Annotated in this window: 19 protein-coding genes and 2 riboswitches; of the genes, 9 read left to right on the top strand and 10 right to left on the bottom strand. The window is 64.0% G+C overall.

What is annotated here, in order from left to right:
- Positions 1-55: 55 nt before the first annotated feature.
- Genes ACYQ2T_RS06070 through ACYQ2T_RS06060 form a run of 3 tightly spaced genes read right to left on the bottom strand, consistent with a single transcriptional unit; the run spans position 56 to position 2,680 of the window.
- On the bottom strand, positions 56-913 hold the full coding sequence (locus ACYQ2T_RS06070) for an aminotransferase class IV (RefSeq protein ID WP_459899280.1): 858 nt from the start codon (positions 911-913) through the stop codon (positions 56-58).
- A complete protein-coding gene (locus ACYQ2T_RS06065; protein WP_459899278.1) occupies positions 910-2,172 on the bottom strand; it encodes a chorismate-binding protein in 1,263 nt (420 codons plus the stop codon). The genes ACYQ2T_RS06070 and ACYQ2T_RS06065 overlap by 4 nt, the downstream gene beginning before the upstream one ends.
- Positions 2,144-2,680, bottom strand: a complete 537-nt coding sequence (locus tag ACYQ2T_RS06060; RefSeq protein WP_459899276.1) for an aminodeoxychorismate/anthranilate synthase component II — start codon at positions 2,678-2,680, stop codon at positions 2,144-2,146. The genes ACYQ2T_RS06065 and ACYQ2T_RS06060 overlap by 29 nt, the downstream gene beginning before the upstream one ends.
- Positions 2,681-2,789: 109 nt before the next feature.
- Between ACYQ2T_RS06060 and bioA the strand changes: the two genes are divergently transcribed.
- Together bioA and bioD are read left to right on the top strand one after the other, a co-directional pair.
- Positions 2,790-4,082 (top strand): adenosylmethionine--8-amino-7-oxononanoate transaminase, encoded by a 1,293-nt coding sequence (gene bioA / locus ACYQ2T_RS06055; RefSeq protein WP_459899274.1) that lies wholly within the window; start codon positions 2,790-2,792, stop codon positions 4,080-4,082.
- Positions 4,079-4,705 carry a dethiobiotin synthase gene (gene bioD, locus ACYQ2T_RS06050; protein WP_459899272.1) on the top strand — a complete coding sequence of 209 codons (627 nt, stop codon included), beginning with the start codon at positions 4,079-4,081 and terminating at the stop codon, positions 4,703-4,705. The genes bioA and bioD overlap by 4 nt, the downstream gene beginning before the upstream one ends.
- A 62-nt stretch (positions 4,706-4,767) precedes the next feature.
- On the opposite strand, the gene ACYQ2T_RS06045 is transcribed toward bioD, so the two are convergent.
- From ACYQ2T_RS06045 to bioF, 3 genes are read right to left on the bottom strand one after another with little or no spacing between them, the layout of a single operon-like run.
- Positions 4,768-5,547, bottom strand: a complete 780-nt coding sequence (locus ACYQ2T_RS06045) for a methyltransferase domain-containing protein (RefSeq protein WP_459899270.1) — start codon at positions 5,545-5,547, stop codon at positions 4,768-4,770.
- Positions 5,510-6,136: an alpha/beta fold hydrolase gene (locus ACYQ2T_RS06040; RefSeq protein WP_459899268.1), complete on the bottom strand. Its 627-nt coding sequence runs from the start codon at positions 6,134-6,136 to the stop codon at positions 5,510-5,512. Before ACYQ2T_RS06040 ends, ACYQ2T_RS06045 begins: the two co-directional genes overlap by 38 nt.
- Positions 6,124-7,314 carry an 8-amino-7-oxononanoate synthase gene (bioF, locus tag ACYQ2T_RS06035; protein WP_459899266.1) on the bottom strand — a complete coding sequence of 397 codons (1,191 nt, stop codon included), beginning with the start codon at positions 7,312-7,314 and terminating at the stop codon, positions 6,124-6,126. The genes ACYQ2T_RS06040 and bioF overlap by 13 nt, the downstream gene beginning before the upstream one ends.
- Positions 7,315-7,596: 282 nt before the next feature.
- On the opposite strand from bioF, the gene ACYQ2T_RS06030 reads away from it, so the two are divergent.
- Complete coding sequence (locus ACYQ2T_RS06030; protein WP_459899264.1) at positions 7,597-8,718, top strand: putative NPN-dependent ornithine cyclodeaminase; 1,122 nt, start codon at positions 7,597-7,599, stop codon at positions 8,716-8,718.
- A 149-nt stretch (positions 8,719-8,867) separates the two neighbouring features.
- Here the strand turns inward: ACYQ2T_RS06030 and ACYQ2T_RS06025 are convergent, their stop codons facing one another.
- Positions 8,868-10,208 carry a cyclic 2,3-diphosphoglycerate synthase gene (locus ACYQ2T_RS06025; RefSeq protein ID WP_459899262.1) on the bottom strand — a complete coding sequence of 447 codons (1,341 nt, stop codon included), beginning with the start codon at positions 10,206-10,208 and terminating at the stop codon, positions 8,868-8,870.
- A 204-nt stretch (positions 10,209-10,412) separates the two neighbouring features.
- A complete protein-coding gene (locus ACYQ2T_RS06020) occupies positions 10,413-12,821 on the bottom strand; it encodes a methyl-accepting chemotaxis protein (RefSeq protein WP_459899261.1) in 2,409 nt (802 codons plus the stop codon).
- 396 nt (positions 12,822-13,217) lie between these two features.
- Positions 13,218-13,299: riboswitch (glycine riboswitch) on the top strand.
- A gap of 2 nt (positions 13,300-13,301) precedes the next feature.
- Positions 13,302-13,384: riboswitch (glycine riboswitch) on the top strand.
- A gap of 125 nt (positions 13,385-13,509) precedes the next feature.
- Between ACYQ2T_RS06020 and ACYQ2T_RS06015 the strand changes: the two genes are divergently transcribed.
- Entirely contained in the window at positions 13,510-14,880 is a 1,371-nt protein-coding gene (locus tag ACYQ2T_RS06015) for an alanine/glycine:cation symporter family protein (RefSeq protein WP_459899259.1), read from the top strand.
- A gap of 540 nt (positions 14,881-15,420) precedes the next feature.
- A complete protein-coding gene (locus tag ACYQ2T_RS06010; protein WP_459899257.1) occupies positions 15,421-17,082 on the top strand; it encodes an alkaline phosphatase family protein in 1,662 nt (553 codons plus the stop codon).
- On the opposite strand, the gene ACYQ2T_RS06005 is transcribed toward ACYQ2T_RS06010, so the two are convergent.
- Positions 17,070-18,476 (bottom strand): hypothetical protein, encoded by a 1,407-nt coding sequence (locus ACYQ2T_RS06005; protein ID WP_459899255.1) that lies wholly within the window; start codon positions 18,474-18,476, stop codon positions 17,070-17,072. The two genes, ACYQ2T_RS06010 and ACYQ2T_RS06005, sit on opposite strands and share 13 nt — an antisense overlap.
- Entirely contained in the window at positions 18,469-18,822 is a 354-nt protein-coding gene (locus ACYQ2T_RS06000) for a hypothetical protein (RefSeq protein WP_459899253.1), read from the bottom strand. Before ACYQ2T_RS06000 ends, ACYQ2T_RS06005 begins: the two co-directional genes overlap by 8 nt.
- A gap of 190 nt (positions 18,823-19,012) precedes the next feature.
- On the opposite strand from ACYQ2T_RS06000, the gene ACYQ2T_RS05995 reads away from it, so the two are divergent.
- From ACYQ2T_RS05995 to ACYQ2T_RS05980, 4 genes are all read left to right on the top strand, one after another.
- A complete protein-coding gene (locus tag ACYQ2T_RS05995) occupies positions 19,013-20,155 on the top strand; it encodes an iron-containing alcohol dehydrogenase (protein WP_459899251.1) in 1,143 nt (380 codons plus the stop codon).
- The gene (locus tag ACYQ2T_RS05990) at positions 20,155-21,360 is read left to right on the top strand and encodes a two-component system sensor histidine kinase NtrB (protein ID WP_459899249.1); all 1,206 of its coding nucleotides are present in this window, start codon (positions 20,155-20,157) and stop codon (positions 21,358-21,360) included. Before ACYQ2T_RS05995 ends, ACYQ2T_RS05990 begins: the two co-directional genes overlap by 1 nt.
- Entirely contained in the window at positions 21,353-22,693 is a 1,341-nt protein-coding gene (locus ACYQ2T_RS05985; protein WP_459899247.1) for a sigma-54-dependent transcriptional regulator, read from the top strand. The genes ACYQ2T_RS05990 and ACYQ2T_RS05985 overlap by 8 nt, the downstream gene beginning before the upstream one ends.
- A gap of 452 nt (positions 22,694-23,145) precedes the next feature.
- Positions 23,146-24,327 carry an iron-containing alcohol dehydrogenase gene (locus ACYQ2T_RS05980; protein ID WP_459899245.1) on the top strand — a complete coding sequence of 394 codons (1,182 nt, stop codon included), beginning with the start codon at positions 23,146-23,148 and terminating at the stop codon, positions 24,325-24,327.
- The last annotated feature ends 55 nt before the right edge of the window (positions 24,328-24,382 follow it).

The following is a 24,382-nucleotide window of genomic DNA, read 5'->3' as shown; positions in this document are numbered from 1 at the left end:
CGGACGTCCAGTTTCGGCCCCATGGTAGCCGTCAGCGCGGCAAAAGCCAAATCCATCAGTCAGAAATCGCTGAGGAATTCCCTTCACCCACGGGTCCTGACGCATCCGCGCGCCATACGGCGGCGCGCACCTTGGCGCAGGGGGCGGCGTTCTCGTCAAACAGCACATCACCAATGGCGGCAACGGGCACCATGCCAATGAGGGAGTTGAGCACGTACGCACTCTCGAACCCGCCAAGCTCGGCCAGCGCCACGGGCTGCGGGGTGATGGCCAGTTCCTCGCGCGCTGCGGCAAGGGCGATGGACGGCAGCACACCTGCCGTGCGCTGGCCGCAGTCCACGGGCACGGGGGTGATGTATTTGTTCCCTGCGCGCAGCACCAGCGCGGCGGTTGCCGCCTCCAGCACATTGCCGTCCGGGGAACAGAGCACCGCATCGTCCAGCCCCTCGTGCACGGCGGCGCGGCGCGCCAGCAGATAGGGCAAATAATTGCCGCACTTGTGCGCGCCTAGCCACGAATGGAGCGGACGCGGGCACACGCCAAGGGTGCGGGATGCACCGGGCGCTGGCGGCGTATACGGCGCGGCGCATACCACAGGGCGCGCCGGACCGCTGGCTGGCGCCGACGGCGAGGCGTCCACAGGATAAACAACGTTCACCCGCGCGTAGTGGTCCTCAAGGCCGTTGCGGCTGACAACCTCCTGAATGAGCACCCGGCAGTCCGACACCTCGTACGGCACGCCAAACGCGCTAAGGCTGGACCATAGCCGCCGCATATGCTCGTCAAAGCGGCACACGGCGCTGCCGTTCCAGAGCATGGTTTCAAAAAACGAAAACCCATAGCGAAACGCCGGGCCGTCTACATTCAGGCCAATGCGTCCGCTGGTGAACTGTGCGCCGTCAAAATAGATCATAATCCCAGTATCCTGAAAAATTTTGATGCCTTGGCCAGCGTTTCCGTATGCTCGGCCTCCGGCTTTGAGTCTATCACGATACCGCTTCCGGCATGAAACCGAAAGACCGCATCGCGCGCATCATAGGTCGCCGTGCGGATGGCTATGTTCGACTCCATGTTCTGCTCATCCTGCACCACCACAAGGCTGCCGCAGTACATGCCGCGGGCGTGGGGCTCCAGCGCCTCAATGATGCGCATGGACGAATGTTTGGGGCACCCGGTAACCGACCCGCCGGGAAAGGCGTCCAACAGCAGGTCCAAGCAGGTGCTGTTCTGCCGCAGGCGTCCCGTCACATTGCTATACATCTGGATGAGGTTCTCCACCACAAAGGTCGACTTGTGCCCCGTCACCCGCACGGAGCCATACTCGCAGTGCGCGGAGATATCATTGCGGATGAGGTCCACAATCATGGAAAGCTCCGCGCTCTCCTTGGGGGACTCGGTCACGCGGGCGTCGAGGTCCGGGGTGTAGGTGTCAAAGGCGAGGGTGCCCTTGATGGGCTGGGACAACACGCACCCCGCCCGCACACTGAGAAACCGCTCCGGCGAGGAACTGATCACCGTCACGGCCCCAAGGCGATACAGCGCGTAGTACGGCGCAGGAGCCTCACGCCACAGGCGTATAAACAGCGCCGCCGGGTCCAGCCCCGGCACGTGCGCCGCATACTCCGACGACAGGCACAGCTGATAGCTCATCCCACTGCGGATGGCCTCCAGCACCTCTTCCACGCCGCGCATATAGCCCTCGCGGTCCAAACTCTCGCGCAGGGGCGTGTGCTGGGCGGCAAAGGTTTGCCCACTTGCCACCGGGGCCTGACGCGCCCCGTCCACCACCTGCCGCGCAAAGCCCGCGTCGCCCTCGGCGTCCAGCGTCTGCGCGGCCATGTCGTACACCAGCATAGCGCGGTACTTGCGGAAGCGTCCGGGCGGGCAGGGCGACACCTTGTCCGTGGCAATGCCCATACGCGCAAGACCGTACTCATAGGGCAAGCACCCCAGCGCCGTCCCCGGCGTGTCGAAGAGAAACGCCGCAATGTCGGCGCGCGGGGTGTGCTCCTGCACCACGCACTCCCCGGTTGGCGCTACGCCAATACGGCAGACCGGCGTATCCGCCCCGGCGCAGGAAAGAAACAGGTCGGCATCGGGCCGCGCGGCGCAGGCGGCGGCCAGCGCGGCAAAGCCCCCGCCGTCAAGCGAGTCCGCAATACGTGAAAGCATAATCGATGAACGCTCCACCATTTTCGGTCAAAAAGGATTCGGGATGAAACTGGTAGCCGATAAGGGGCCGCTGAGGATGCGCCAGCACAAAGGGCACGCCCTGCGCGTTGGTCGCAAGGACATCCAGCCCCGCCCCCACTGTGGAGACATACAGGGAATGATAGCGCGCCACGGTCCACTGGCGCTGCCGCCAGTGCATCACGTCCTGCCGCCCGTGCACGCAGCCCGCAAGGCGCGAGGTCACGCCGCCGAAGTGCGCATTGAGAATCTGCATCCCTAGGCACACGCCCAGCACGGGCACGCCGGAGTCCACAATGCGCGCGTAGCCGGGATACTCCTCCGGCGCGCCCGGTCCGGGGGATAGTATCACCATATCCCACTCTGCCGGGTTCACAGCGTCAATCTCCGCCACGGGGACGATGGCGGGCGGGCTTGGGGCCACCTGCGCCACAAGATGCTCCAAGTTCCGCGTAAAACTGTCCCGATTATCGATGATGACGATACGCATCGCACTCTCCGCTCCCGCGCAGGGGACTGGGCCGCCCGGCTGGGTTTGACATCCTTGCCGCCATCGCCCACAACCTCCTACGGGCCACGCGGCCCCAAGGAGTGCAACAATGCAGACAAGCGACATAGTGAAATTTGACAGGGAGCACATTTGGCATCCCTACACGTCCATGAACAACCCGCTGCCCGTCTACCCCGTGGCGCGGGCCGAAGGCGTCCGCCTGACGCTGGAGGACGGGCGCGAACTCATCGACGGCATGAGCTCGTGGTGGGCCGCCATTCACGGCTATTCCCACCCGCGGCTTGTTAAGGCGCTCACACAGCAGGCGCAGACCATGTCTCACGTAATGTTTGGCGGCATCACCCACCGCCCCGCAGTGGAACTGGCGCGCCGCCTTGTGGACATGACGCCTGCGCCGCTCCAGCGCGTGTTCTTTAGCGACTCCGGCTCCGTGTCCGTGGAGGTCGCCATCAAGATGGCCTTTCAGTATTGGCTGTCCAAGGGCGAAACGGGCCGCTGCCGCCTGCTGACGGTGCGGGGCGGCTACCACGGCGACACCTTCCGCACCATGAGCGTATGCGACCCGGAAAACGGCATGCACAGCCTGTTCGCCGGCGTGCTGGCCAAAAGCGTCTTCGCCCCCGCCCCCACTCCGGCCTTTGACGAGCCGTGGGAGGACGAACACTTTGACGCCTTTGAGCAGTGTGTCCGCACGCATGAGGGCGAGCTGGCGGCAGTGGTGCTGGAGCCCATCGTTCAGGGCGCGGGCGGCATGCGGTTCTACTCGCCGGAGTTCCTGCGCCGCGTGCGTGAAATCTGCACCCGGACGGGCATTTTGCTCATCGCGGACGAAATAGCCACGGGCTTTGGCCGCTCGGGCAAGCTCTTTGCCTGCGAGCACGCAGGGATAAGCCCAGACATCATGTGCCTTGGCAAGGCGCTCACCGGCGGCACCATGACCCTTGCCGCCACCCTCGCCACGGACCGCGTGGCTGACGGCATCTCGGACGGCGAACTGTCCGTCCTTATGCACGGGCCAACCTTTATGGGCAATCCGCTGGCCTGCGCCGTGGCCTGCGCCAGCCTTGACCTGCTGGTGGAAAACGATTGGGCCGCCTCCGTCAGCGCCATTGGCGACCAACTCCGGCGCGAGCTGGCCCCCTGCGCGGACCTGCCCACCGTGCGCGACGTGCGCACCCTTGGGGCCATTGGCGTGGTGGAGGCCACCCGCCCCGTGGATATGGCGGCGCTCCAGCGCTTCTTTGTGGAGCGCGGCGTGTGGGTACGGCCCTTTGGCCGCCTTGTGTACGTGATGCCGCCCTACGTTATGGAGCGGGACGACCTCTCGCAGATAACGTCCGCCATTGTGGACGCCGTGGCGCGCCCGGAGCTGTTGTCATGAGCACTCTGCCCCAACGGCTCTTCGTCACGGGAACGGACACGGACGCAGGCAAAACCGTCATCAGCGCCCTGCTGACCCTTGCGCTGGATGCTCACTATTGGAAGCCCATCCAAAGCGGCGTCAACGAGGACTCGGACACCCGCGACGTGCGGGCACTCACCGGCCTGCCGCAGGAGCGCTTTCTGCCCGAGGCCTACCGCCTGACCGAGCCGCTCTCCCCACACGAGGCCGCAACAATTGACGGCGTACGCATTGATTTGGACGCCATCACCCTGCCCGCCCTGCCGCAGGACGCGCCACTGGTCGTAGAAGGCGCGGGCGGCCTGATGGTGCCGCTGAATACCGAAGCCCTGATGCTGGACCTCATCACGCGTCTTGGCCTGCCCGTGGTCGTGGTGGCGCGCTCCGGCCTTGGCACCATCAACCACACCCTGCTGACGCTGGCGGCCCTACGCGCCGCCGGGGCCGAGGTTGCGGGCGTTATCATGAACGGCCCGCCCCACCCGGCCAATGCGGACGCCATTGCCCACTTTGGGCGCGTGCCCGTGCTGGCGCAGGTGCCCATGCTTGATGATCTCTCCCCGCAGGGCCTCAAAAACGCCTGCGCCCGGTACATTCCGTAACCGGACGCAGACAGAGAAAGACCTTCCGGCGCGCGGCGATCCTTCATGGCGCCGCGCGTTTTTTATCCCTGTGGCGCGCCGTCAAACACGCCGCTGACAAACAGCATCCGCCACGAGGCCACAACCTCGGTGCCGCCACCGCAAAGCTCCTCGTACCGGCGGCAAAACGCCGTATAGCGCGAGCGGGAAAACGCCCGCGCCGCTCCGGCCCCGGTCACGCCCGTCCGTTTCAGCTCGCGCAGAAAGTCGCGCACCGAGGGGTAGCGCATCTGCGCGTCCCACACCCGCGTCTGGCAGGTGACGCCCGGCGTGCCGCTGATTATCCATTCGTACTCCTGCGCGTCGCGCATGGGGACAACATGCCCAAAGCCCGTCTCGCGGCTGACCTGCGCCAACTCGGCAAGGGTGCCCGCCACAAAGATGACAAAGGAAAACCGCCCGCCCGGCCGCAGCAGGCGCAGATTCGCCGGGATGGAGCGCGCCGGGTCGCGGTACCACTGCATGGTGGAGGCGCTCACCAGCAAATCCGCCCGTCCCGGAGAAAGCGGCACCTCTTCGCCATCGGCAACCACAAGGTGCTCGCCGTCGCCCGGACAGTGCATGGCGGCAAGCATGCCGGGGGCGATGTCGCACCCAATGTACGTGTCCCACAGGACGTGCGGGCGCAGAAAATCCGTCAGCACGCCGCAGCCGGTGCCAATTTCCACCGTCACCGGATAATGCCCAAGGGGCACGGCGTCCGCGCAGTCAAAAGCCGCGCGGCGCTGAATGCGGGCCGCGCGTGAATATGTGGCCCCCGCCCTGCTAAAGGAGGCGGCAACCTGCCGTGTGCAGTACGACATCGGCAATGACCTCCTCTGTGATGAAATGTCCTGCGTCAACGCGCTGTAAGCTGGCCCCCGGCGCCATGGCGGCAACGCGCTCCGTCTCAGCAGGCGGGACGATGCGGTCCGCCGCGCCGCCGATGAGAACCACATTCGACAGGGCCGCATCGGCGGGAATCGCCTCCACCGTAGAGCGCGCCAAAAATCGCAGCCCCTCAGTCAACGCCGGGGCCTCGCCCTGCACCCAGTCTGTGGCCGCGCCGCGGATGCCGCAGTTGCGGTAAAAGCTGCGCACCGTACGCTGGGCCGCCGTGGTCATGTTGGCGGTCATGGTCTCCAGCACGTTGGCCTCAGCGCAGCGGGAAAACGCCGCAAAGGGCGCAACCAGCACAACGCAGTCATACAGTCCAGAAAGCCGCGCAAGGTCCCCTAGGAGGATATGCGCGCCCGTGGACCACCCCACCAGCACGCCGCCGCCCGTCAGCCGGGACAGCACCGCGCCGGGGGATGCGTCCACAAAGGGCGCAACATGCTCGCCCTGCGCGGTCAACCCCGGGAAAAACGCCGCCTGCCCGGCCCAGCCGGACACAACCGTTACGCGCGGCATACGCCACGCTCCTGCGCAAGGTCCGTAAACGCGGCGCAGATGTCATCCATGACCTTGTCCGAAATGTCCGCCCGCAGCGAAATGCGCAGACGCGCCGTGCCCTGCGGTACCGTGGGCGGGCGGATGGCCGGAACGTACAGCCCCTTGCGGCGCAGATACTCGCGCGCCGCGATGGCGGCGTCGTTGTCGCCAAGGATGACCGGGATAATCTGGGTGGTGGACCCGCCGGTATCAAAGCCCAGCCCATCAAGATGCCCGCGCAGGCGCTGGCTCAGGTCCGTCAGGCGGCCCGCTAAAGCGGTGTCCGTGGCGACACTGCGCAGGGCGGCGCGGTTGGCGGCCACCACGCCGGGCGGCAACGAGGTCGAAAACACAAAGGACCGCCCCCGGTTGCGGATAAGGGCAATGATGTCCTCATTCGCGGCGATGTACGCGCCGTAGGAGCCAAGCGCCTTGCTAAAGGTGCCCATCTGCACGTCCACCTCGCCAGCGCAGCCAAGGGCGTGGCTCAGCCCCTTGCCGTCGCCCAACACGCCCGTGGCGTGGGCCTCGTCTACCACCAGCAGTGCGCCATGGTCCCGGCACAGGCGGACAATGCTCTCAAGGTCGGCGCAGTCGCCATCCATGCTGAACACGCTGTCCGTCACCAAAATCTTCTGCGCCGCGTCTGCGTGCGCCTCCAACTGGCGGCGCAGGTGGTCCATGTCGTTATGCCGGTAGCGGACGTGGCGCGCGCGGGACAGGGTGATGCCGTCGATGATGCTGGCGTGGTTGAGCCTGTCGGAGAACACAGTGGCCGTGCGCCCGGCAAGGGCCGTCATAATGGACAGATTCGCCGCATAGCCGGAACCGACCACAAGGGCCGCCTGCGTCCCCTTAAAGGCCGCCACTTCGCGCTCCAACGCGTCGTAGGCGACGTCCGTCCCTGTCACAATGCGCGAGGCACCACTACCCGCGCCGCCCTCCAGCGCCGCGCGGGCGGCGTGGTCGCGCAGGGCCGCGTGGCCGGACAGGCCCAGATAGTTGTTGGAGGCAAGGTTCAGGAGCCGTTCCCCTTCATAGGTCAGGTACAGCTCCGCCCCGTGGTCTACCGGCGGCATCTCGCGCAGGAGCGATGCCGCGCGCAGGCGCGAAAGCTCCGACGTAATGTGCGTTTTCCAAAATTGATCCTGTGCCATGGGCGGGAGAGCTACCGCAAATACCGCCTTGAAGCAAATAGCCCCTGCCCTGCCGTCTTGCCTTTTTGTCCATTGTATCGGATGGTTGTGATGAATGCGGGAAATGTTTCGCAGGTGCGGGCAACGCGACGTCCCCGCCCAGCACTACGGGCTGGCCCAAAGTGGCCGATGCACGGCGCAAAATGCCCGCGCCCCAGCGCATCTCTCTACGATGCGAGAGCCGTGCAGGCAGAAGAGGTCAGCCCCGCAGAGTGCCGGTTTCAACAGCCATAAGGAGGCCGCATGTCCTTCACGCTTCCCCCCTACAAGCAGCCGGATTTCACACAGCCGCCCCTCACGGACGCGCCGCTGGCCCGTTTTGTCCCTGTGGAAAGCGCCGGCGTAGCCCCGCAGAGCTTTCACGCCACGTCCATCTATCCGGAGTACTTTCAGCTGGAGCGCGGCATGTGGGTCATGCCCGAAAAATCACGCATGGACTGCGTGGTGGTGCGCGATGGCGACACACTGCACGTTGTGGAACCGCGCCGCCTTGCCCCGGGCGACCTTGTGTGCGTTGGCAGGCGCGAGGACGGCGAGGACGGCATCTTCGTGCAGACGGAACCCTTTGGCGCCGTGGACGGCGGCGCGGAAAAGTTCGCCTTCCGCACCCGCATGACGCGCGAAAGCTCCTTCTCCATCGACTACGACGAGCTGTACTCCCTGCTGCAATACGAGCGGGACAACGGTTTCATCCTGTGGGTGCTTGGCCCTGCTGTGGTTTTTGACCACGACTCGCGCGAGGCCCTCGCCCGTCTTGTGCGGCAGGGCTATGTCCAGGGCCTGCTTGCGGGCAACGCCCTTGCCACACACGACATGGAGGCCGCCATACACACCACCGCCCTCGGACAGGGGCTGTACTCCAAGCGCTCTGCGCCCCTTGGGCACTACCACCATCTGGATACCCTCAACGAGGTCCGCCGCGCCGGGTCCATGCCCGCCGCCATAGAGTCCGGGCTGGTGCGAAATGGCGTCATGCACGCCATCCATGAAAAAAACATCCCCTACGTGCTGGCCGGGTCCATCCGCGACGACGGCCCCATGCCAGAAGTCATGGCGGACTGCTACGCCGCGCAGGATGCCATGCGCGCTCTGGTCCAGCAGGCCACCACGGTCATTGCCATGGCAACCCAGCTGCACTCCATCGCCGTGGGCAACATGACGCCCTCCTACACCGTAACCACACACGGCGTACGCCCCGTCTTCTTCTACTCCGTGGACATGAGTGAATTCGTCATCAACAAGCTGGCGAACCGTGGTTCGCTGTCCGCGCGCTCCATCCTCACCAATGTTCAGGACTTCCTGGTCACCACGGAACGCGGCCTGCGCGACTGGTGCCGCCAAGGGCCGCCACCGCTGGAAAAGTAGCCCCGGCCCCGCCTGCTCGGCCCCAAATGACTGCGGCGTCCGCCTCCCCGTCTTATGGGAAGCGGACGCCGCTTGTCTCTCACGTCTTCTCAGGTGGCGCCCTTGGCTCCCGCCGGTGCGCCGTCATTCGTTCAAAAACTCCTGCCCCGCTACAGCACGCCCTTACCGCGCAAGGCCGCGCGCAGGGCGCCATCAAGTGTGGCCTCTGGCGCCGCCTCGGCGCTGTCGGCGTATTCGTACACCACGCGCTGGGCGGGCTTGTCGATGGAGAGGAATCCCGTCAGCTTGGCTGGCGTTCCAAGCAGGACCATATCGCAGTCCACGGCGTTGATAGTGGCCTCCAGATCCGCCAACTGCTGCTGGCTGTAGCCCATGGCCGGGAGCACCGGCCCCACTTGCGGATACTTGGCAAACACTTCGCGGATGCTGCCCTGCGCGTAGGGACGCGGGTCCACAAGCTCCGCCGCGCCGTACGCCCGCGCGGCCACACTGCCCGCGCCAAAGCCCATCTCGCCATGGGTGAGGGTTGGGCCATCCTCCACCACAAGGACGCGCTTGCCGCGCACGGCCGCCGGGTCGGCCACAGACACCGGAGACTCGGCCAGCACCACCTGCGCCTGCGGGCTGTGCCGGGCGATATTCTCGCGGACCATGGCCACACCTTCGGGCGGCGCGGTGTCCACCTTGTTCACCACGGCAATGTCCGCCATCAGCATATTTGTTTCGCCGGGGAAGTAGGTCAACTCGTGTCCGGCGCGGTGGGGGTCGAAAACCGTAATCTGCACCGTCGGCTTAAAGAACGAGGTGTCGTTATTCCCCCCGTCCCACACGATGACGTCGGCCTCCTTTTCGGCCTCGCGCAGGATGGCCGCGTAGTCCACCCCGGCGTAGACCACAAGGCCGCGCTCCACCAACGGTTCATACTCCTCGCGCTCCTCCACCGTACATTCATGGGCGGTGAAGTCTTCAAATGTGGCAAAGCGCTGCACCACCTGCCGCGACAGGTCGCCGTAGGGCATGGGGTGGCGCACAACCACCACGCGTTTTCCCTCTGCCCGCAGAATGTCGCACACCTTGCGCGTGGTTTGCGACTTGCCGCATCCCGTGCGCACAGCGCAGACGGCCACCACCGGGCGGGAGGACTCCAGCATGGTATACGTCGCCCCTATCATCATAAAATCAGCGCCGCCCGCCATAACGGACGACGCCTTGTGCATCACGTCCTCGTGCCGGACGTCGGAATAGGAAAACGCGACAAGGTCCACCTTGTTGCCGCTGACGATGTGCTCCAGTTCGTCCTCGTGGCAAATGGGGATGCCGTCTGGGTACCCGGCCCCGCAGAGTGCCACCGGGTAGCTTCTGTTCTCGATGCCTTCAATCTGCGAGGCGGTAAAGGCCACAACCTCATAGCGGGGATTATCCCGAAAATAGACATTAAAATTGTGGAAATCGCGGCCCGCCGCGCCCATGATGACGACCTTCTCGACCATGTGTCAGGCTCCTGTGTTCAGGTTCATGCATGTCGATACATCCACGAAAGACCAGACAGGCGATATCGTCAAGGCTCTTTCCGTTTTTTCAGGCCCATGGAGGCGACACCGAAGCCGGGAGAGGCCACAAAAAACGGCGGGGACGCACCGTATGCGTCCCCGCCGCGGGAGTTTTTCGTCTGCGGCTTTTGGCCGCGCTGTGGGTTATTCGCGCATGTCCGCCGTGATGTTTTTCAGCTCCACGGCAAGGCGGGCCAGTTCGGCCACGGCCTCGGTGGACTGGGCCATGGCGTCGGCATTTTCGCTGGCGATGGAGTTGATTTCCTCGGTGGAGCGGTTGATCTGCTCACTGGCTGATGACTGCTCCTCCGCCGCCGTGGCAATGGCCCGGACCTGATCCGCGCCCGACTGCACCATGCTGACGATTTCCTGCAGGGAGCGGCCAGACTGCCCGGCGCGCTCTGTGGTTTCCTGCACGGCGGAGACGGTCTCCTCGGTGCTTTCCAGACTGCGGCGGGCGCTGGTCTGGATGCTTTCGATGTAGACCGCAACCTCACGCGTGGCGCTCATGGTCTTTTCCGCCAGCTTGCGGACCTCATCGGCCACAACGGCAAAGCCGCGACCGGCGTCGCCCGCGCGGGCGGCCTCGATGGCGGCGTTGAGCGCCAGCAGGTTGGTCTGGTCCGCAATGTCGGAGATAACGTCCATAATGCGGCCAATGCCTTCGGCCTGATCGCCCAGCTCGCCCATGATGGACTTGAGGCTTTCGGAGCGTTCGGCCACGGCGTCGATGATGCTGGCCATTTCGGACACGATGTGCGCGCCCTCGTCGGCCTTGCCGCGTGCGCCGTCCACCAATTCGGCGGCGCTGCCAGCGTTGCGCGCCACTTCCAGCACGGAGGCGTTCATCTGCTCCATGGCGGTGGCGGCTTCGGCAGTGCGGCGCAGCTGTTCGCCGGAGCCCTGATTGGACTCGTCAATCTGGGCGGCAAGCTCCTCGGACGCCGAGGACACCTGCTCCGCCACGCGGTCGGCAAGGCGCGCGGCCTCGGCCATGCGCTCGTGCTGTTTGCGGATTTCCTCTTCCTGCCGCTTCATGTCCGTGAGGTCGAACCAGATGACCAAGGCGCCAATGGGGTTGCCGTCAAGGTCATGAATGGGCGTGCAGGTGGAGTTAATCTGGAACTCGCGCCCGGAGGTGGTGGTCATGGGGATGTCGGCGCTCAGGCGCTTGCCCTGGTCCATGCTCTTCATGGCGAGGGTTTCGCGCGCGGCGTCGTGGAAGAAGAACTCGCCGGAGGTTTTGCCGTAGTAGTCTTCGGGCGTTCCGGGGAATTCCATCAGGCGTATCTTTTCGTCGTTGATGAACACCATTTCGTTTTCCGCACTGACCACGGAGCACGGCAGGGTGATGCCCTTGAGGACGCCCTCGGCAAAGCCCAGCTTGTTTTTCAGCTCCAGCACCATAGCGTTCACGGAGGAGACGGTGCGGCCAATGGCGTCGTCGCCGTCGTACTCGGAGCGCGCGTTCAGGTCGCCGGAGGCAATGCGCTGGGTCACGGAAGACAGTTCATCAAGAGGCCGCAGCAGCCGGCGCAGAAGCAGCACGGTAAACAGCGCCGCAGCCACAAGGCCGATGCCCACCATGCCAAGGCTGACCAGCATCAGCGTGCGGTCCATACCCAGCATCATGGAATCCTTGGCGATGGAGACGACCACCAGCCAATCCCACGGGGCAAAATACTTTACAAAGCCAACGCGCTCGCGGCCGTTGTTGGTAAAGGTCACAATGCTGTCGCGCGCGGAGGAGATAGCGCGCCACACATCCTTGCCGCTGCCGGAGAAGTCGAGCTCGCGGTCCTCGGGACAGTACAGCAGGTGGCCGTTGCTATCGCTGACAAAGGCGTAGCCGCGCCCGGCGACGGAAATCTCGCCCAGCATGGACTGCATGTGCGGCGACATAATCTCCGTCCCCACAAACAGCACCGCCACCACATTGCCGCCGTAGTCCGTGGCCGGGGCGTAGGCGGTAATGTACTCCTTACCAAGCACTCTGGCGCGGCCGTAATAGGTCTCGCCATTCATGACCGTTTGGTAGACGGGGCTGTCTTCGGGGATGTAGGTGCCAACGGCGCGGGTGCCGTCGTCCTTGGTGATGCTGGTGCTTACGCGGACCAGCTTGCCGGGCAGCACCTGAAAGATGGTGGCATGAAAGCCCGACATGTCGTGGATGCGGTCCACGATGGAGGTGTCGTTCAGGACGGTGGTGTCGGAAAGACGCAGGGAGGGAATATCCACCCGCTCCGCATCCATCGTCTTTTGATTGATGACGTTCATGGTCTCCACGTCATTTTTGGAGAGCCAGAACCCCATGTTGTCCTTCACCTGCTGGCTAAACCGCGCAACCTCATTGCGCAGCGCCATATTCATGCTTTCGTCCTGCATGCGCGCGGCGTGGACAACCTCTGTGGTTGTGTTTTTGAGGAATTCCTGCCCGAAGGCGGTGAGGGCCTTTTGGGATTGATACAGATTCACAGCCGCCTGCGTGCCCAAAAGCACGGCAACCGTAAGCAGTATCCCGGAGATGAGTTTCTTGTTGAAATTCAGTCGCATCAAGCACCCTATCCAAATGTTCGAGTGGGGCGGTTGCCTGACAACCGGAGCACACATGGGGCGCACCCGCCACGCATACGGCCTCCGCCATGAGAAGTGTAGAACCTAAGCCAGCCCGCTCAGCTGGCGTCGCAGTGGCGTCATGAATACGTCACATTGTCGCACAATGTCCAGTCGGATATCTGATAGCCTTTAATACCAGCACCTTTAGGGCATCACACGTCTTGCCTGCGTCTATCGGCGCTTGTGCGCAAAAGATTACCCCTACCCTCTGAAAAAGCACATCTTTCCCCCTTATCCGCCCATACGGCCCGCCAATGCCCACAGCGCGGCGCAGGCAGGGCTTGCCAAGGAAAACGTTTGCCGCTATACCCCATCTCCGCGTTTGGAAATCGGATGACGACAGCAGGAGAGACCGCCCGCGAGGGGGCGGCGCCGAAGAAGTAAATCTTTCAGGCAAAAGGACTGCTGTTCGACGAGCCTCTGGAGAGATTCCCGCAACGGGAACGCCGAAGGAGCAAGCTGGGATACCCCGGTGAAACTCTCAGGCAAAAGGACAGAGGGAAAATTCCACAGATGCACACCCCCATGTGCGTCTTGGCGTATTTTCCGCATGTATTCCCCTCCACTGGCCGCATCATTCATTTCCTGATTGTTGAACCTTGAAATCCATAAGGAAACATCAGAAATGGACTTGTTGCAGCTACTCGAAAAAGTTGACTCCTTTGTTTGGGGTCCCCCGCTTCTCATTCTTCTTGTTGGTACCGGCGCGTACCTGACCTTCCGCCTTGGCCTGTTGCAGATTCTGAAGCTGCCGCTGGCGCTGAAATATGTCTTCAGCCGCGAGAAGGACCAATCCCAACAGGGCGACGTGTCGCCATTTGCCGCCCTGTGCACCGCCCTTTCCGCCACCATCGGCACCGGCAACATCGTGGGCGTAGCCACCGCGCTGAAGGCTGGTGGTCCGGGCGCACTGTTCTGGATGTGGCTTGCCGCCTTCTTTGGCATGGCCACCAAATACGCCGAAGGCCTGCTGGCCGTGAAGTACCGCGTGGTGGACGAAAACGGCCAAATGTCCGGCGGCCCCATGTATTATCTGGAACGCGGTTTGGGGAACCGCTTTCTGGCGCGCATGTTTGCCGTGTTTGGCATTGGCGTGGCCTTCCTTGGCATTGGCACCTTTCCGCAGGTGAACGCCATTACCGAGGCAACGCAGGGCGCGTTTGGCCTGCCCAAACTGCTCACCGCGGCCGTGCTGACCGTGCTGGTCGCCATGGTCACCCTTGGCGGCATCCGCCGCATCTCCGAAACGGCAAAGCGCATCGTGCCCTTTGCGGCGGTGTTCTACATTGCCGCGTCTGTGATGATTCTGGTGCTCAACGCGGACAAGGTGCCCGCCACCGTCAGCCTCATCATCCAAAGCGCCTTTGCGCCCGAGGCCGCCTTTGGCGGCGCACTGGGCGTGACCATGCTCATGGCCATGCGCAACGGCGTGGCGCGCGGCGTGTTCTCCAACGAGTCCGGCCTTGGCAGCGCGCCCATCGCCGCTGCCGCAGCGCGCACCAATTCCTGCGTGCGTCAGGGCCTCATCTCCATGACGGGCACGTTCTTCGACACCATCGTCATCTGCACCATGACAGGCATTGTGCTGGTGATGACCGGCGCGTGGAACACCGACGGCCTCGCCGGTGCGGACATGACCAACGCCGCGTTCAACATGGGCCTGGGTACCGAAATTGGGCAGTACATCGTCACCATTGGCCTTGTCTTCTTCGCCTTTACCACCATCCTTGGCTGGAACTACTACGGCGAGCGCTGCACGGAGTATCTTGTGGGCGTCAAGGGCATCCGCCCCTTTAAAATCGTCTACATCCTGCTGGTGGCATCCGGCGCGTTCCTGAAGCTGGACACCATCTGGCTGCTGGCGGACATCGTCAATGGCCTGATGGCCGTGCCGAACCTCATTGGCCTGCTAGGCCTCTCCGGCGTGGTTGTCGCCGAGACCCGCGCCTACTTTGCCGCACGCTCCGGCGCCGGCAAAACCTGCTGCGCGCGGTAACCCCGCACGCATGCCACACGACACACAGGGCCGTCCCCGCTTGGGGGCGGCCCTTTTTGTATGCCGCGGCGCACCAGTGGGGATGCCGCGTTGGCCAAAGGGAGAAGCTCCGCACGCGTCGGGGCACCCCGCTCTGGCCTGTTCCGCGCGGGGCTTCGCGCGCCCCGGTCAAAGGGCACCCCCTTCCCGCTCAGTCTCCGCGCCAGCCAGGTCCTCACTCGTCTCCTCCCGCCCGGTCAACGGCATTCTGCCAAACCGCCGCGCCATCTCCACCACGCCTCGCCTCCATCACGCCTGGCATTCCCCTGTCTCCCAAGCGTTGCCGCCATGATGCCCCCTCACACAGCCATCACCATCGCGCACCGAACACCGCCGGAGCCCACTGCCAGCGCCACATCCCGCGCAAAGCCCTGCGGCGCGGGGCTATCCCTGTGGCTCCACCAGAGGCGTGTTTCGTGCTACCCTTGTCCCGCCCGGAAGCCCGGACGGCGTCCGGGCCGCCGCCACACTTGACACGGCCTCCATACCAAGGAAACACCAATGCGCCACGTGCACTCGCCGCTCTCAAAAATCATCAACGCCGCCCTGCCGGGTGCGGTGCTTTTTCTGCTGCTACCGCTCTTGGTCTATGTCACCAACCTCAATGACGTGCTTGTGCCCAAGGCGGATATCCTGACGTGGGGGCTTGTGGCGTGGGGCGGCTCGTTCCTTGTGCTGTGCCCCATTGTCGCCCTGCCGCGCACAAAACTGCCGCTCGTCCTCTGCGGCGGTGCCGGGCTGGGGCTTGCCGCCATTGTGGTCTTTCTGCCTGTAGACGCCCTGCCCCTTGCGGGCCACATCGCTGAGGCCCCGCGCCTTGCGGATGCGCTCTTTGCCATGCTGAAACTCGGCGCGGCCATGGGCGTGGGCATGCTTCTTGTTCACCTGCGGCCCGCCATAGCGGACACCCTCACCGGCGTGACCCTGCTGTTCACCATCGGCCTCGCCCTGTGGACCTCGGCCTTCGTCACCGCCGAGAGTGAACGCGCCCTCACCGAAGGCCGCCGCACCATGCAGGCCACCAGCACCATCGGCCATGAGCGAAGCATCGTTCTGGTGCTCTTCGATAACGTCCGTGGCGACGCGGCAGAGCGCCTTATCGCCACGCGGCCACAAGTGCAGCAGTGGTTTCAGGGTTTTACGCTGTACCCAAACGCCCTTGGCGTCGCCGGAAGCACCTATTTCACCGTGCCCGTGGTCTACGCAGGGCGCGCGGACTTTTTGCTCCGGCACAAGACCGTCAACGGCATCTTTGGCGCGGCGTATGCGGACTCCATCTTTACGGACGCCGCCTCCGCCGGATTTCAGCCCGCCGGGGCGTTCTACGCCTCCATGCCGCGCGGCGGCCTGCCCTATACCTCCTGCCTCGACTGGCACCGCGCCCCGCGCGCCGCGCTGGGCGGCACATATGCCTACGCCAAGCACATGGCGGTGTCCCTGCGGCGCATCCTGCCTGCGCCCCTTGTGGACGCCATGCGGAGCAGCGCCCACACCCTGCGCCGCCGCATCACCGGCCGTCCGCCGCGGGCGAAGCATGCCCGCCACACGCCGCAGGGCGTCACCCCGCATGATCTGGACATCATGCTCAAGTCGCGCCGTTCCCTCGTCAACTGGCGCGACGCACTGCGCGTTGGCGATGCGCCGTCAACACTGCTTTTCTTCCACTCCCTCGTCACGCACAGCCCTTATGTTTTTGGCGCGGACGGTAGGATTCTCCCGCGCCCGGACGAGGAAGCCACCACCCTGTACGGCCTGCGCCTCATGCATTCCATCATCACGCGGCTGGACACGCTTGGCGTTTTGGACAGCACCCTTGTGCTCTTTCTCTCGGACCATGGGCATGGGCTGGACGGCGGCAACTTCAATCCCCTGCTCATGGTGCGGATGCCGGGGGACAGCGCGCCATACCGCACGGACCCGGCCCTTGTCTGGCACGGGGACATCCGCCCTGCGCTCCGGCGGTTCATGGCTGGGGACAGCGGTGGGGTATTTTTGGATGCGCATCAGCGCGGACGGGATTTCATTGACGGCACGTTCTACCACGTGCCCACGACAGGACGCTTCATCCCCCCGGCGCAGTTGCCGCAGGTACGGATGCGATTCACAGGAAACCACGGCGCCATTCAGCGGGCGCTGGACGCCGCGTCCTCTCAGGACGAGTGAGGCTCGGCCAAATACAGCGTCCGCGTCCCACTGGGCAAGGGATGCGTCGCCGCAATGCGAAACCGCCGCGCAAGGGCGGCCTCGAAGTGCTCTTTGGTGTAGTCGGCATGGGCCTTACGCTTATTCTGCAGCAGGCGCATGGCTTGCGGGTCGTCCTTGGCAACAAACTCCACAATCACCGTGCCCCCAAGGTCCGCAAGGGCGTCCACCAGCGCCTGCACGGGAATATTCGCCGTAAGGCACAGGTGGTGCACCACCGCCAGCAGCAGGGTCAGGTCCGGGCGCGCCCTGTGGGCGAGGGCGGGGCGCTCGCGAAGGTGCCAGCCCATGGCGGGCGAAGGGTCGTGGAAGCGGTAGACAAGAGGCAGAACATTGCGCGGGCCGCCCTGCGTCAACTGCTCATAATGCGCGCCGCACACGGCCTCGTCGCTATCAAGGGCAAGAACGCACCGCGCGTGCTCCGCCGCCATGCGCGAAAAGACGCCCCGGTTGGCCCCCACATCCCACACGGTATCCCACTGGCGCTCCGCCACCCAACGCGCCACAATGTCCTGTTTTTCCGCCCACGACTCACCGCAATAGCTCTCGCTCTCGTCATAGGCCGTCCAGACGGACTCCGTCCGGCGCGAGCGCAGCGTCTCCACCACATACCGCAGCCGCCGCAGATTTGTGCGTATGGCCCCGGATGAGAATCCGGATTCACTAATGGCCCCGCGCAGGTCCCCGTTCCGCCCGGCGGCGGTCCGCGACAGGGACGCGTGCAAAAACACATGCGTCAGCACGCCGCGCCGCACCATATCACGCCAGCCAAGAAGCCGCGCCATCACCTCCGGCTCTATGCCCTCAATATTCCCGCGCAAAAAGGACTGATACGGAATATCGCGGTAGGCCTCTATGAGCAGAGGATACAAATACAACTGGCAAAACTGCCGGTACCCCTGCCACGTATCGCCCTCCTCGTGCCGCCGGAAGGAGGTTACGTCGATGAACACCGGGTGCCCGTCCTTCCACTGGATATTATAGGGCGTGGCGTCCTCGGCAAGAAAGCCGTCGCCAAGGGCGGACAGCAGCAGGTCCAGTTGCAGCATGGCCGCGCGGCGCAGCATGGGAAAGGGCCATTCGTACGGGTAGGTCACGGCGGGGACGGGCTCGTGCTCCACGGCGGTGACCCATGGGCCGCCCCCCTGCGTCACAAGCTCCCGGGCGTCCGCCGGTTCCCATGTGGAGACGATGCTGCCGGTCTTTTGCCCCAACTCCCAAAAGGACGCGCCGGAGAGCACGCGCCACGCCCGAGCGGTGTCGGCATCCAAAAAGCGCACCACGCGCCCCCCGGCGCGAAACACGCGGCTGCCCTCCTCGCGGTAGGACCCGGCAACGGGCCGTACATCAGGCATCGTCATCCTTCCCCATGCGGAAAAAGGCCTTAATGCGGTGCCAGAACAGCTTCAGGATGACCGCCACGCCTGCCAGTCCGCCAAGCAGAATCTGCAGCAGCATGCTCCCTGCGCCGGGGTCCAGATAGGCGTGGGCACAGGGCGGAAGCACCAGACCAAGGCCAAGAAGGCAACACCACAAACGCAGCGCCAGATGCAGCATGTCAACATTCTCCGGGGGCTTAGGTTCACTTCTCCACACAGTCTTGTACCCCGCCAGCGCGGGTAATGACAACCACTGCGCCACGTGTCCTGCTTGCGCGGCCAGCCCCGCCCCGGCGAGGCGCCCTGCCGTGGCGGCGCGCACCAGCCGCCTCCGCCGCCCAAAACGCCTGCCACTTCGCCCTTTTCCCAGGCGCCCGTTTCGCCCCCGTCCGCCGCGCCCCGCAGTGCGAATATGCCCCTAACGCCTTGACTTTCCAGACAGGCAAAGGAATAACGTAGACCCTGTTCATCAAATTCAAGATGTCGCGGCCATTACGCGTCAGGAGCGTGGCATGCAGATTACCAAGTTCGCCATACCGGAAATCATTTTCGGCAATGGCAGCATCAAATATCTGGCCCCCTGTGCGCATCGCCTTGGGGCGAAGCGGGTCTTCCTCGTCAGCGATACGGGATTGCAGGCCTCGGGCTGGGTGGAGCGCATCCGCGCCATCCTTGAAGCCGACGGGCTGGAATGCATCATCTTTAGCGAGCTTACGGCCAACCCGCGCGACTGGCAGGTCCACAAAGGGGCCAAAGCCTACGAGGAATGCGGCGCGGACGTCATCATCGGCCTTGGCGGCGGCAGTCCCATCGACGCGGCCAAGGGCATTGCCACCATTGTCGGCAACGGCGGGCGCATCCGCGACTACGAGGGCGCCAACCGCATCATGCGCCCCCTGCCGCCCATGATTTTCATCCCCTCCACCGCAGGCAGCGGGTCCGACGTTTCGCAGTACGCCATCATTACGGACACGGACCGGCAGGTGAAGATGTCCATCATCAGCCGCTCGCTGGTGCCCAACATCTCCATCATCGACCCGGACCTCTTGGTGACCAAAACACGCGAACTTATCGTCTCGTCCGCTGTTGACGCACTGTCCCACGCCATTGAGTCCTACGTGTCGCGCCTTGCCTCGCCCTTTACGGAAACGCAGGCGCTGAACGCCATTGGCCTCATTGCCACCAACCTACGGGCCGCAGCGGACGACAAGGATGCCGAGGCACTCAAAAATCTTTCCATCGCCAGCACAGCGGCGGGGATGTCGTTCAGCAACGCGGGGCTGGGCATCGGGCACGCCCTCGCCCACTCCCTTGGCGGACGCTATGACGTGGTGCACGGCATGGTGCACCCCATGCTGCTGCCGCCCATCATGCGCTTCAACATCCCAAGCTGTACGGACAAGATGGCCACCATCGCCCAAACCATCAACGGCGTGCGCCTCGCCTCGGCCAAGAGCCTTGCCGAACAGGGCTGCGCAACGCTGGAGCACATGTTTGCCGAACTGCGCATCCCCGTGCGCCTGCGCGACATTGTGCCCGATGAATCACGGCTGGAGCAGATATGCCGCATTGCCGTGCAGGACGCCTGCGCCGTCACCAACCCCCGGCAGGCCACATGGCGCGACCTTTACGAAATCTGCGGGGAGGCGTGGTAATGCAGAATAACAAAACATCCCTGCACGATCTCATCGGCATTGAGCACAGCAAGCTCAACTTCTTTCAGGAACTCCAGCAAAGCATTGAGGACCTCAAGGCCATCAACCGCGAGTCCGAAAACCAGCGCCGCGAAATTGCCGCCATCCTCGACGGCATCACCGACGTGATGATGGTCCTGTCCGAAGATATGCGCATCATCTCCGTCAACCACGTCTTTGAAGAACTGTTCCCCGGCATCAACCCCATCGGCAAGACCTGCCACAGCATCTTCCGCAACAGTTCAAAGCCGTGCCCGGAGTGCCCAGCCTTCCGCTCCTTGTCCACGAACTCCGTGTGCAAGGAGACCGCCATCTTCCACATTGGCGACGGGAATATGCAGTTCGACATGGTGGCCTCGCCGCTCAAGAGCCCCACGCGCTCGGAGCACCGCATCCTTATCTTTAAGCGCGATGTCACCATGGAGAAGAAATATCAGGCCAAGTTCTATCAGGCTGAAAAAATGGCGACCATCGGCGTGCTGGCGGCGGGCGTGGCGCATGAAATCAACAACCCCCTCGCCGCGGTAGCGGGATTTGCCGAAGGCATCCAGCGCAGGCTGGCGCGCCTTGACGACAGCGTGCCCGAAGACCTCGCCGACGACCTGCGCGACTACACCAACACCATCCTCAAGGAATGCCTGCGCTGTCAGGAGATTGTCAAAACCCTGCTCACGTTCAGCCGTCCGGTGTCGTCGGACTTTGTGCCCGTGAATCTCAATCAGGTGGTGGGGGACACCATGAAGCTGCTGCACCACCAATTCCGCAAGCGCCGCTCCATCACGCTCACCACCGCCCTTGCGCGCACCCTCCCCCACGTCAGCGGCGACGAAGCCCAGCTCAAGCAGGTGACGCTGAACCTTATGACCAACGCCATCGACGCCGTGGGCGACTGCGGCACCATTGGCGTGCAGACGGCCCGCTGCGGCGACCATGTGGAACTGCGCGTCTGCGATACAGGCTGCGGCATCCCGCCGGAATCCAAAAACATGCTCTTTGAGCCGTTCTTCACCACCAAGCCCGTGGGGCGCGGCATCGGCATTGGCCTGTCCACCTGCTTTAATATCGTCCGCGAACACGGCGGCGATATTGTCGTGGACTCCACCGTCGGCAAGGGCTCCTCCTTCACCGTCAAGCTCCCACTTCATCAGGAATCGCACCATGCCTGAACCGTACAACGTCCTTGTGGTGGATGACGAAGAATCCATCCTCAAGCTGCTGAGTAAGGAACTCGCGAGCCCGGAACGCACCATCCACGCCGCGGACTGCGCACACGCCGCGCGCGACGCCGTCCGCCGCCACCGCTTCGACGTCATCATCTCCGACATCCGCCTGCCCGATGGCGACGGGCTGGAACTGCTTACCGAATTCAAAGACATGGAGCCGGACGCCGAGGTCATCCTCATCACCGGGCACGGCAACATCGACAACGCCGTGGAAGCCATCCGCATCGGCGCGTACGACTACATCACCAAGCCCTTCCGGCTGGACCGGGTGGAGCTGGTGGTGGACCGCGCGTGGCAGCGCGCCTGCCTCCAGCGCGAGAACCGCAGTTATAAACACACCCAAAAGACCACCTCATCCACACAGATGGTGGGCAGCTCCGCCGCGGTGAAGCACATCCGATACCTCATCGACAAGGTCGCCCCCACGGACGTCCCGGTGCTCATCACCGGCGAATCCGGCGCGGGCAAGGACGTGGTGGCGCGCTGCCTGCACGCCGCCAGCCAGCGGGCGGATAAGCCCCTCATCGTCAAAAACTGCGCCACCCTGCAAAAGGAACTCTCGCGCAGTGAGCTGTTTGGACACACCAAAGGCTCCTTCACCGGGGCAACGGACAACCGCGAAGGGCTCATGAATTTCGCCCACACCGGCACCTTGTTCCTTGATGAAATCGGCGAGCTGCCCATTGAAGTGCAGGCCTCCCTGCTGCGCGTTCTGGAGTCGCACACCTACCGCCGCGTGGGGGAAAAGGACGAACGCACCGTGGACATCCGCTTCCTATTTGCCACCAACCGCAACCTTGCGGATGAGGTGGAAGCCGGGCGCTTCCACGAGGCGCTCTTCCACCGCATTAATGTCTTCAACATCAGCCTGCCCACCCTTGGTGAGCGCCGCGAAGATGTGCCCCTGCTCGTGGACTACTTCCTTGCCCAGCTGGGCCGTCAAAAGGGACAAGGGGAATACACGGTCAGCGAGCGCGCCATGCAAAGCCTGCTCTCCTACGACTGGCCGGGTAATATCCGCGAACTGCGCAACGTGCTGGAGCGCAGCATCATCCTGTCCGATAACGGCGTCATCACCCGCGCCTGCCTGCCGCGCGAAATATCCGACCAGCCCGCCAGCAGCCAAACCGGGGGCGTGCTCTCCCTTGAGCGCATGGAGCGCGAGCACATCGCCAAGGCGCTGGACTTCTACGGCGGCAACCGCCAACAGACGGCCAAAGCGCTGGGCATTGGCCGCAAGACACTGTACCGCAAAATCGAAAAGTTCGACCTGTAGCGCGCGGCGCGCCCATACCGCGGCGCTCTCCGCCCCCTCTCCCCAACCGCGCCCCACAACGCCCCATCCTCCGCCACAAAAAAGGACGACGCCACGCGCCGTCCTTTTTCTGTATGCCTTCCGGTGTGTTGCGCAAGCCTTGCCCCACACCGTCCGGCGCTATTTGACCCAAACCCGCTACAAAGCGGCGCAAACTGACACACCACCCCGAAAGCTCCCGCCATGGGCGAACTTCCATAGCTCCATATCCGCGAAAACGCACCACTTTTGACCCGAGTGCGCACTCTGTCCCACCACCGTGGGGCATTCTGCCCAGAGGCTCTTTTCCGTAAGTGTCCGGAATACGACACTTTTCACTTTGGCCCGTTCTTTGCCTCTAGGGAAGCAACTCGCGAGTTCAAGCAGTACGGATTGCATGGCATCGCAAACACACAAGCTAAGGACGGTGTGAAATGGCAGTACGGGAAGAAGTGAACGGTTTCTTTATCCCCAGTGTTACTCTTGTAGGCATCGGCGCACACAAGGAAATCCCCGCCCGCATCACGGCTCTCGGCGGCAAGAAGCCCCTGCTCGTCACGGACAAGGGCATCACCAAGGTTGGCATCACCCAGCAGATTGTTGACCTGCTGAAGGCGAATGGCATGGACTGCGTCGTCTACGACGAAACCGTGCCCAACCCCACCGACAAGAACGTGCACGACGGCGTTAAGGTCTATGAGAAGAACGGCTGCGACTCCCTCATCACCCTGGGCGGCGGCAGCTCGCACGACTGTGGCAAGGGCATCGGCCTTGTCGTCTCCAACGGCGGCAAGATTCATGACTTTGAAGGCATCGACAAGTCCACCAAGCCCATGCCCCCTTACGTCGCCGTGAACACCACCGCAGGCACCGCGTCCGAAATGACCCGCTTCTGCATCATCACGGACACCTCCCGCAAGGTGAAGATGGCCATCGTGGACTGGCGCGTTACCCCCGGCATCGCGCTGGACGACCCCACCCTGATGATGGGCATGCCCCCGGCGCTCACCGCCGCCACCGGCATGGACGCCCTGACCCACGCCGTTGAGGCGTACGTGTCCACCATCGCCACCCCGCTCACCGACGCCTGCGCAGAAAAGGCCATCAAGCTCATCTTCACCTTCCTGCGCCGCGCCGTGGCAAACGGACAGGACATCGAAGCCCGCGAAGGCATGTGCTACGCCCAGTACCTCGCCGGTATGGCCTTCAACAACGCCAGCCTCGGCCACGTGCACGCCATGGCGCACCAGCTGGGCGGCTACTACGACCTGCCCCACGGCGAATGCAACGCCATCCTGCTGCCTCACGTTGAGCAGTTCAACCTCATCGCCTGTGTGGAACGCTTTGCCGAAATGGCCGAGTGGATGGGCGAAGACATCTCCGGCATGTCCAAGCGCGACGCCGCCGAACGCTGCCTGCACGCCATCCGTGTGCTGTCCGCCGACGTAGGCATCCCCGCCAACCTCACCGAGCTTGGCAAGCGCTACGGCAAGGACGTCCAGAAGAAGGACATCGCCACCATGGCCGACAACGCTCAGAAGGACGCCTGCGGTCTGACCAACCCCCGCTGCCCCACGGACGACGACGTCCGCCGCATCTACGAGCAGGCCCTGTAGAGACACCTCCTGCCGGTTCCCGACACAGCGGGAACCGGCGCTCTCATTGTGTCGG

The organism is Desulfobaculum senezii, from assembly GCF_054657395.1.
The sequence above is the reverse complement of the archived record's forward strand: the minus strand, read 5'-3'. Positions and strand labels throughout refer to the sequence as shown.

Excerpts from the sequence above, each read along its gene's own strand:
- ACYQ2T_RS06030 (WP_459899264.1), top strand. The coding sequence starts at position 7,597 with ATGTCCTTCACGCTTCCCCCCTACAAGCAGCCGGATTTCACACAGCCG.
- ACYQ2T_RS06015 (WP_459899259.1), top strand. The coding sequence starts at position 13,510 with ATGGACTTGTTGCAGCTACTCGAAAAAGTTGACTCCTTTGTTTGGGGT.
- ACYQ2T_RS06065 (WP_459899278.1), bottom strand. The coding sequence starts at position 2,172 with ATGCTTTCACGTATTGCGGACTCGCTTGACGGCGGGGGCTTTGCCGCG.
- ACYQ2T_RS06040 (WP_459899268.1), bottom strand. The coding sequence starts at position 6,136 with ATGCCGCGCGTAACGGTTGTGTCCGGCTGGGCCGGGCAGGCGGCGTTT.
- ACYQ2T_RS06025 (WP_459899262.1), bottom strand. The coding sequence starts at position 10,208 with ATGGTCGAGAAGGTCGTCATCATGGGCGCGGCGGGCCGCGATTTCCAC.
- bioF (WP_459899266.1), bottom strand. The coding sequence starts at position 7,314 with ATGGCACAGGATCAATTTTGGAAAACGCACATTACGTCGGAGCTTTCG.
- ACYQ2T_RS06060 (WP_459899276.1), bottom strand. The coding sequence starts at position 2,680 with ATGCGTATCGTCATCATCGATAATCGGGACAGTTTTACGCGGAACTTG.
- ACYQ2T_RS05990 (WP_459899249.1), top strand. The coding sequence starts at position 20,155 with ATGCAGAATAACAAAACATCCCTGCACGATCTCATCGGCATTGAGCAC.
- ACYQ2T_RS05995 (WP_459899251.1), top strand. The coding sequence starts at position 19,013 with ATGCAGATTACCAAGTTCGCCATACCGGAAATCATTTTCGGCAATGGC.
- bioA (WP_459899274.1), top strand. The coding sequence starts at position 2,790 with ATGCAGACAAGCGACATAGTGAAATTTGACAGGGAGCACATTTGGCAT.
- ACYQ2T_RS06020 (WP_459899261.1), bottom strand. The coding sequence starts at position 12,821 with ATGCGACTGAATTTCAACAAGAAACTCATCTCCGGGATACTGCTTACG.
- ACYQ2T_RS06010 (WP_459899257.1), top strand. The coding sequence starts at position 15,421 with ATGCGCCACGTGCACTCGCCGCTCTCAAAAATCATCAACGCCGCCCTG.
- ACYQ2T_RS05985 (WP_459899247.1), top strand. The coding sequence starts at position 21,353 with ATGCCTGAACCGTACAACGTCCTTGTGGTGGATGACGAAGAATCCATC.
- bioD (WP_459899272.1), top strand. The coding sequence starts at position 4,079 with ATGAGCACTCTGCCCCAACGGCTCTTCGTCACGGGAACGGACACGGAC.
- ACYQ2T_RS06005 (WP_459899255.1), bottom strand. The coding sequence starts at position 18,476 with ATGCCTGATGTACGGCCCGTTGCCGGGTCCTACCGCGAGGAGGGCAGC.
- ACYQ2T_RS06045 (WP_459899270.1), bottom strand. The coding sequence starts at position 5,547 with ATGTCGTACTGCACACGGCAGGTTGCCGCCTCCTTTAGCAGGGCGGGG.
- ACYQ2T_RS06070 (WP_459899280.1), bottom strand. The coding sequence starts at position 913 with ATGATCTATTTTGACGGCGCACAGTTCACCAGCGGACGCATTGGCCTG.
- ACYQ2T_RS05980 (WP_459899245.1), top strand. The coding sequence starts at position 23,146 with ATGGCAGTACGGGAAGAAGTGAACGGTTTCTTTATCCCCAGTGTTACT.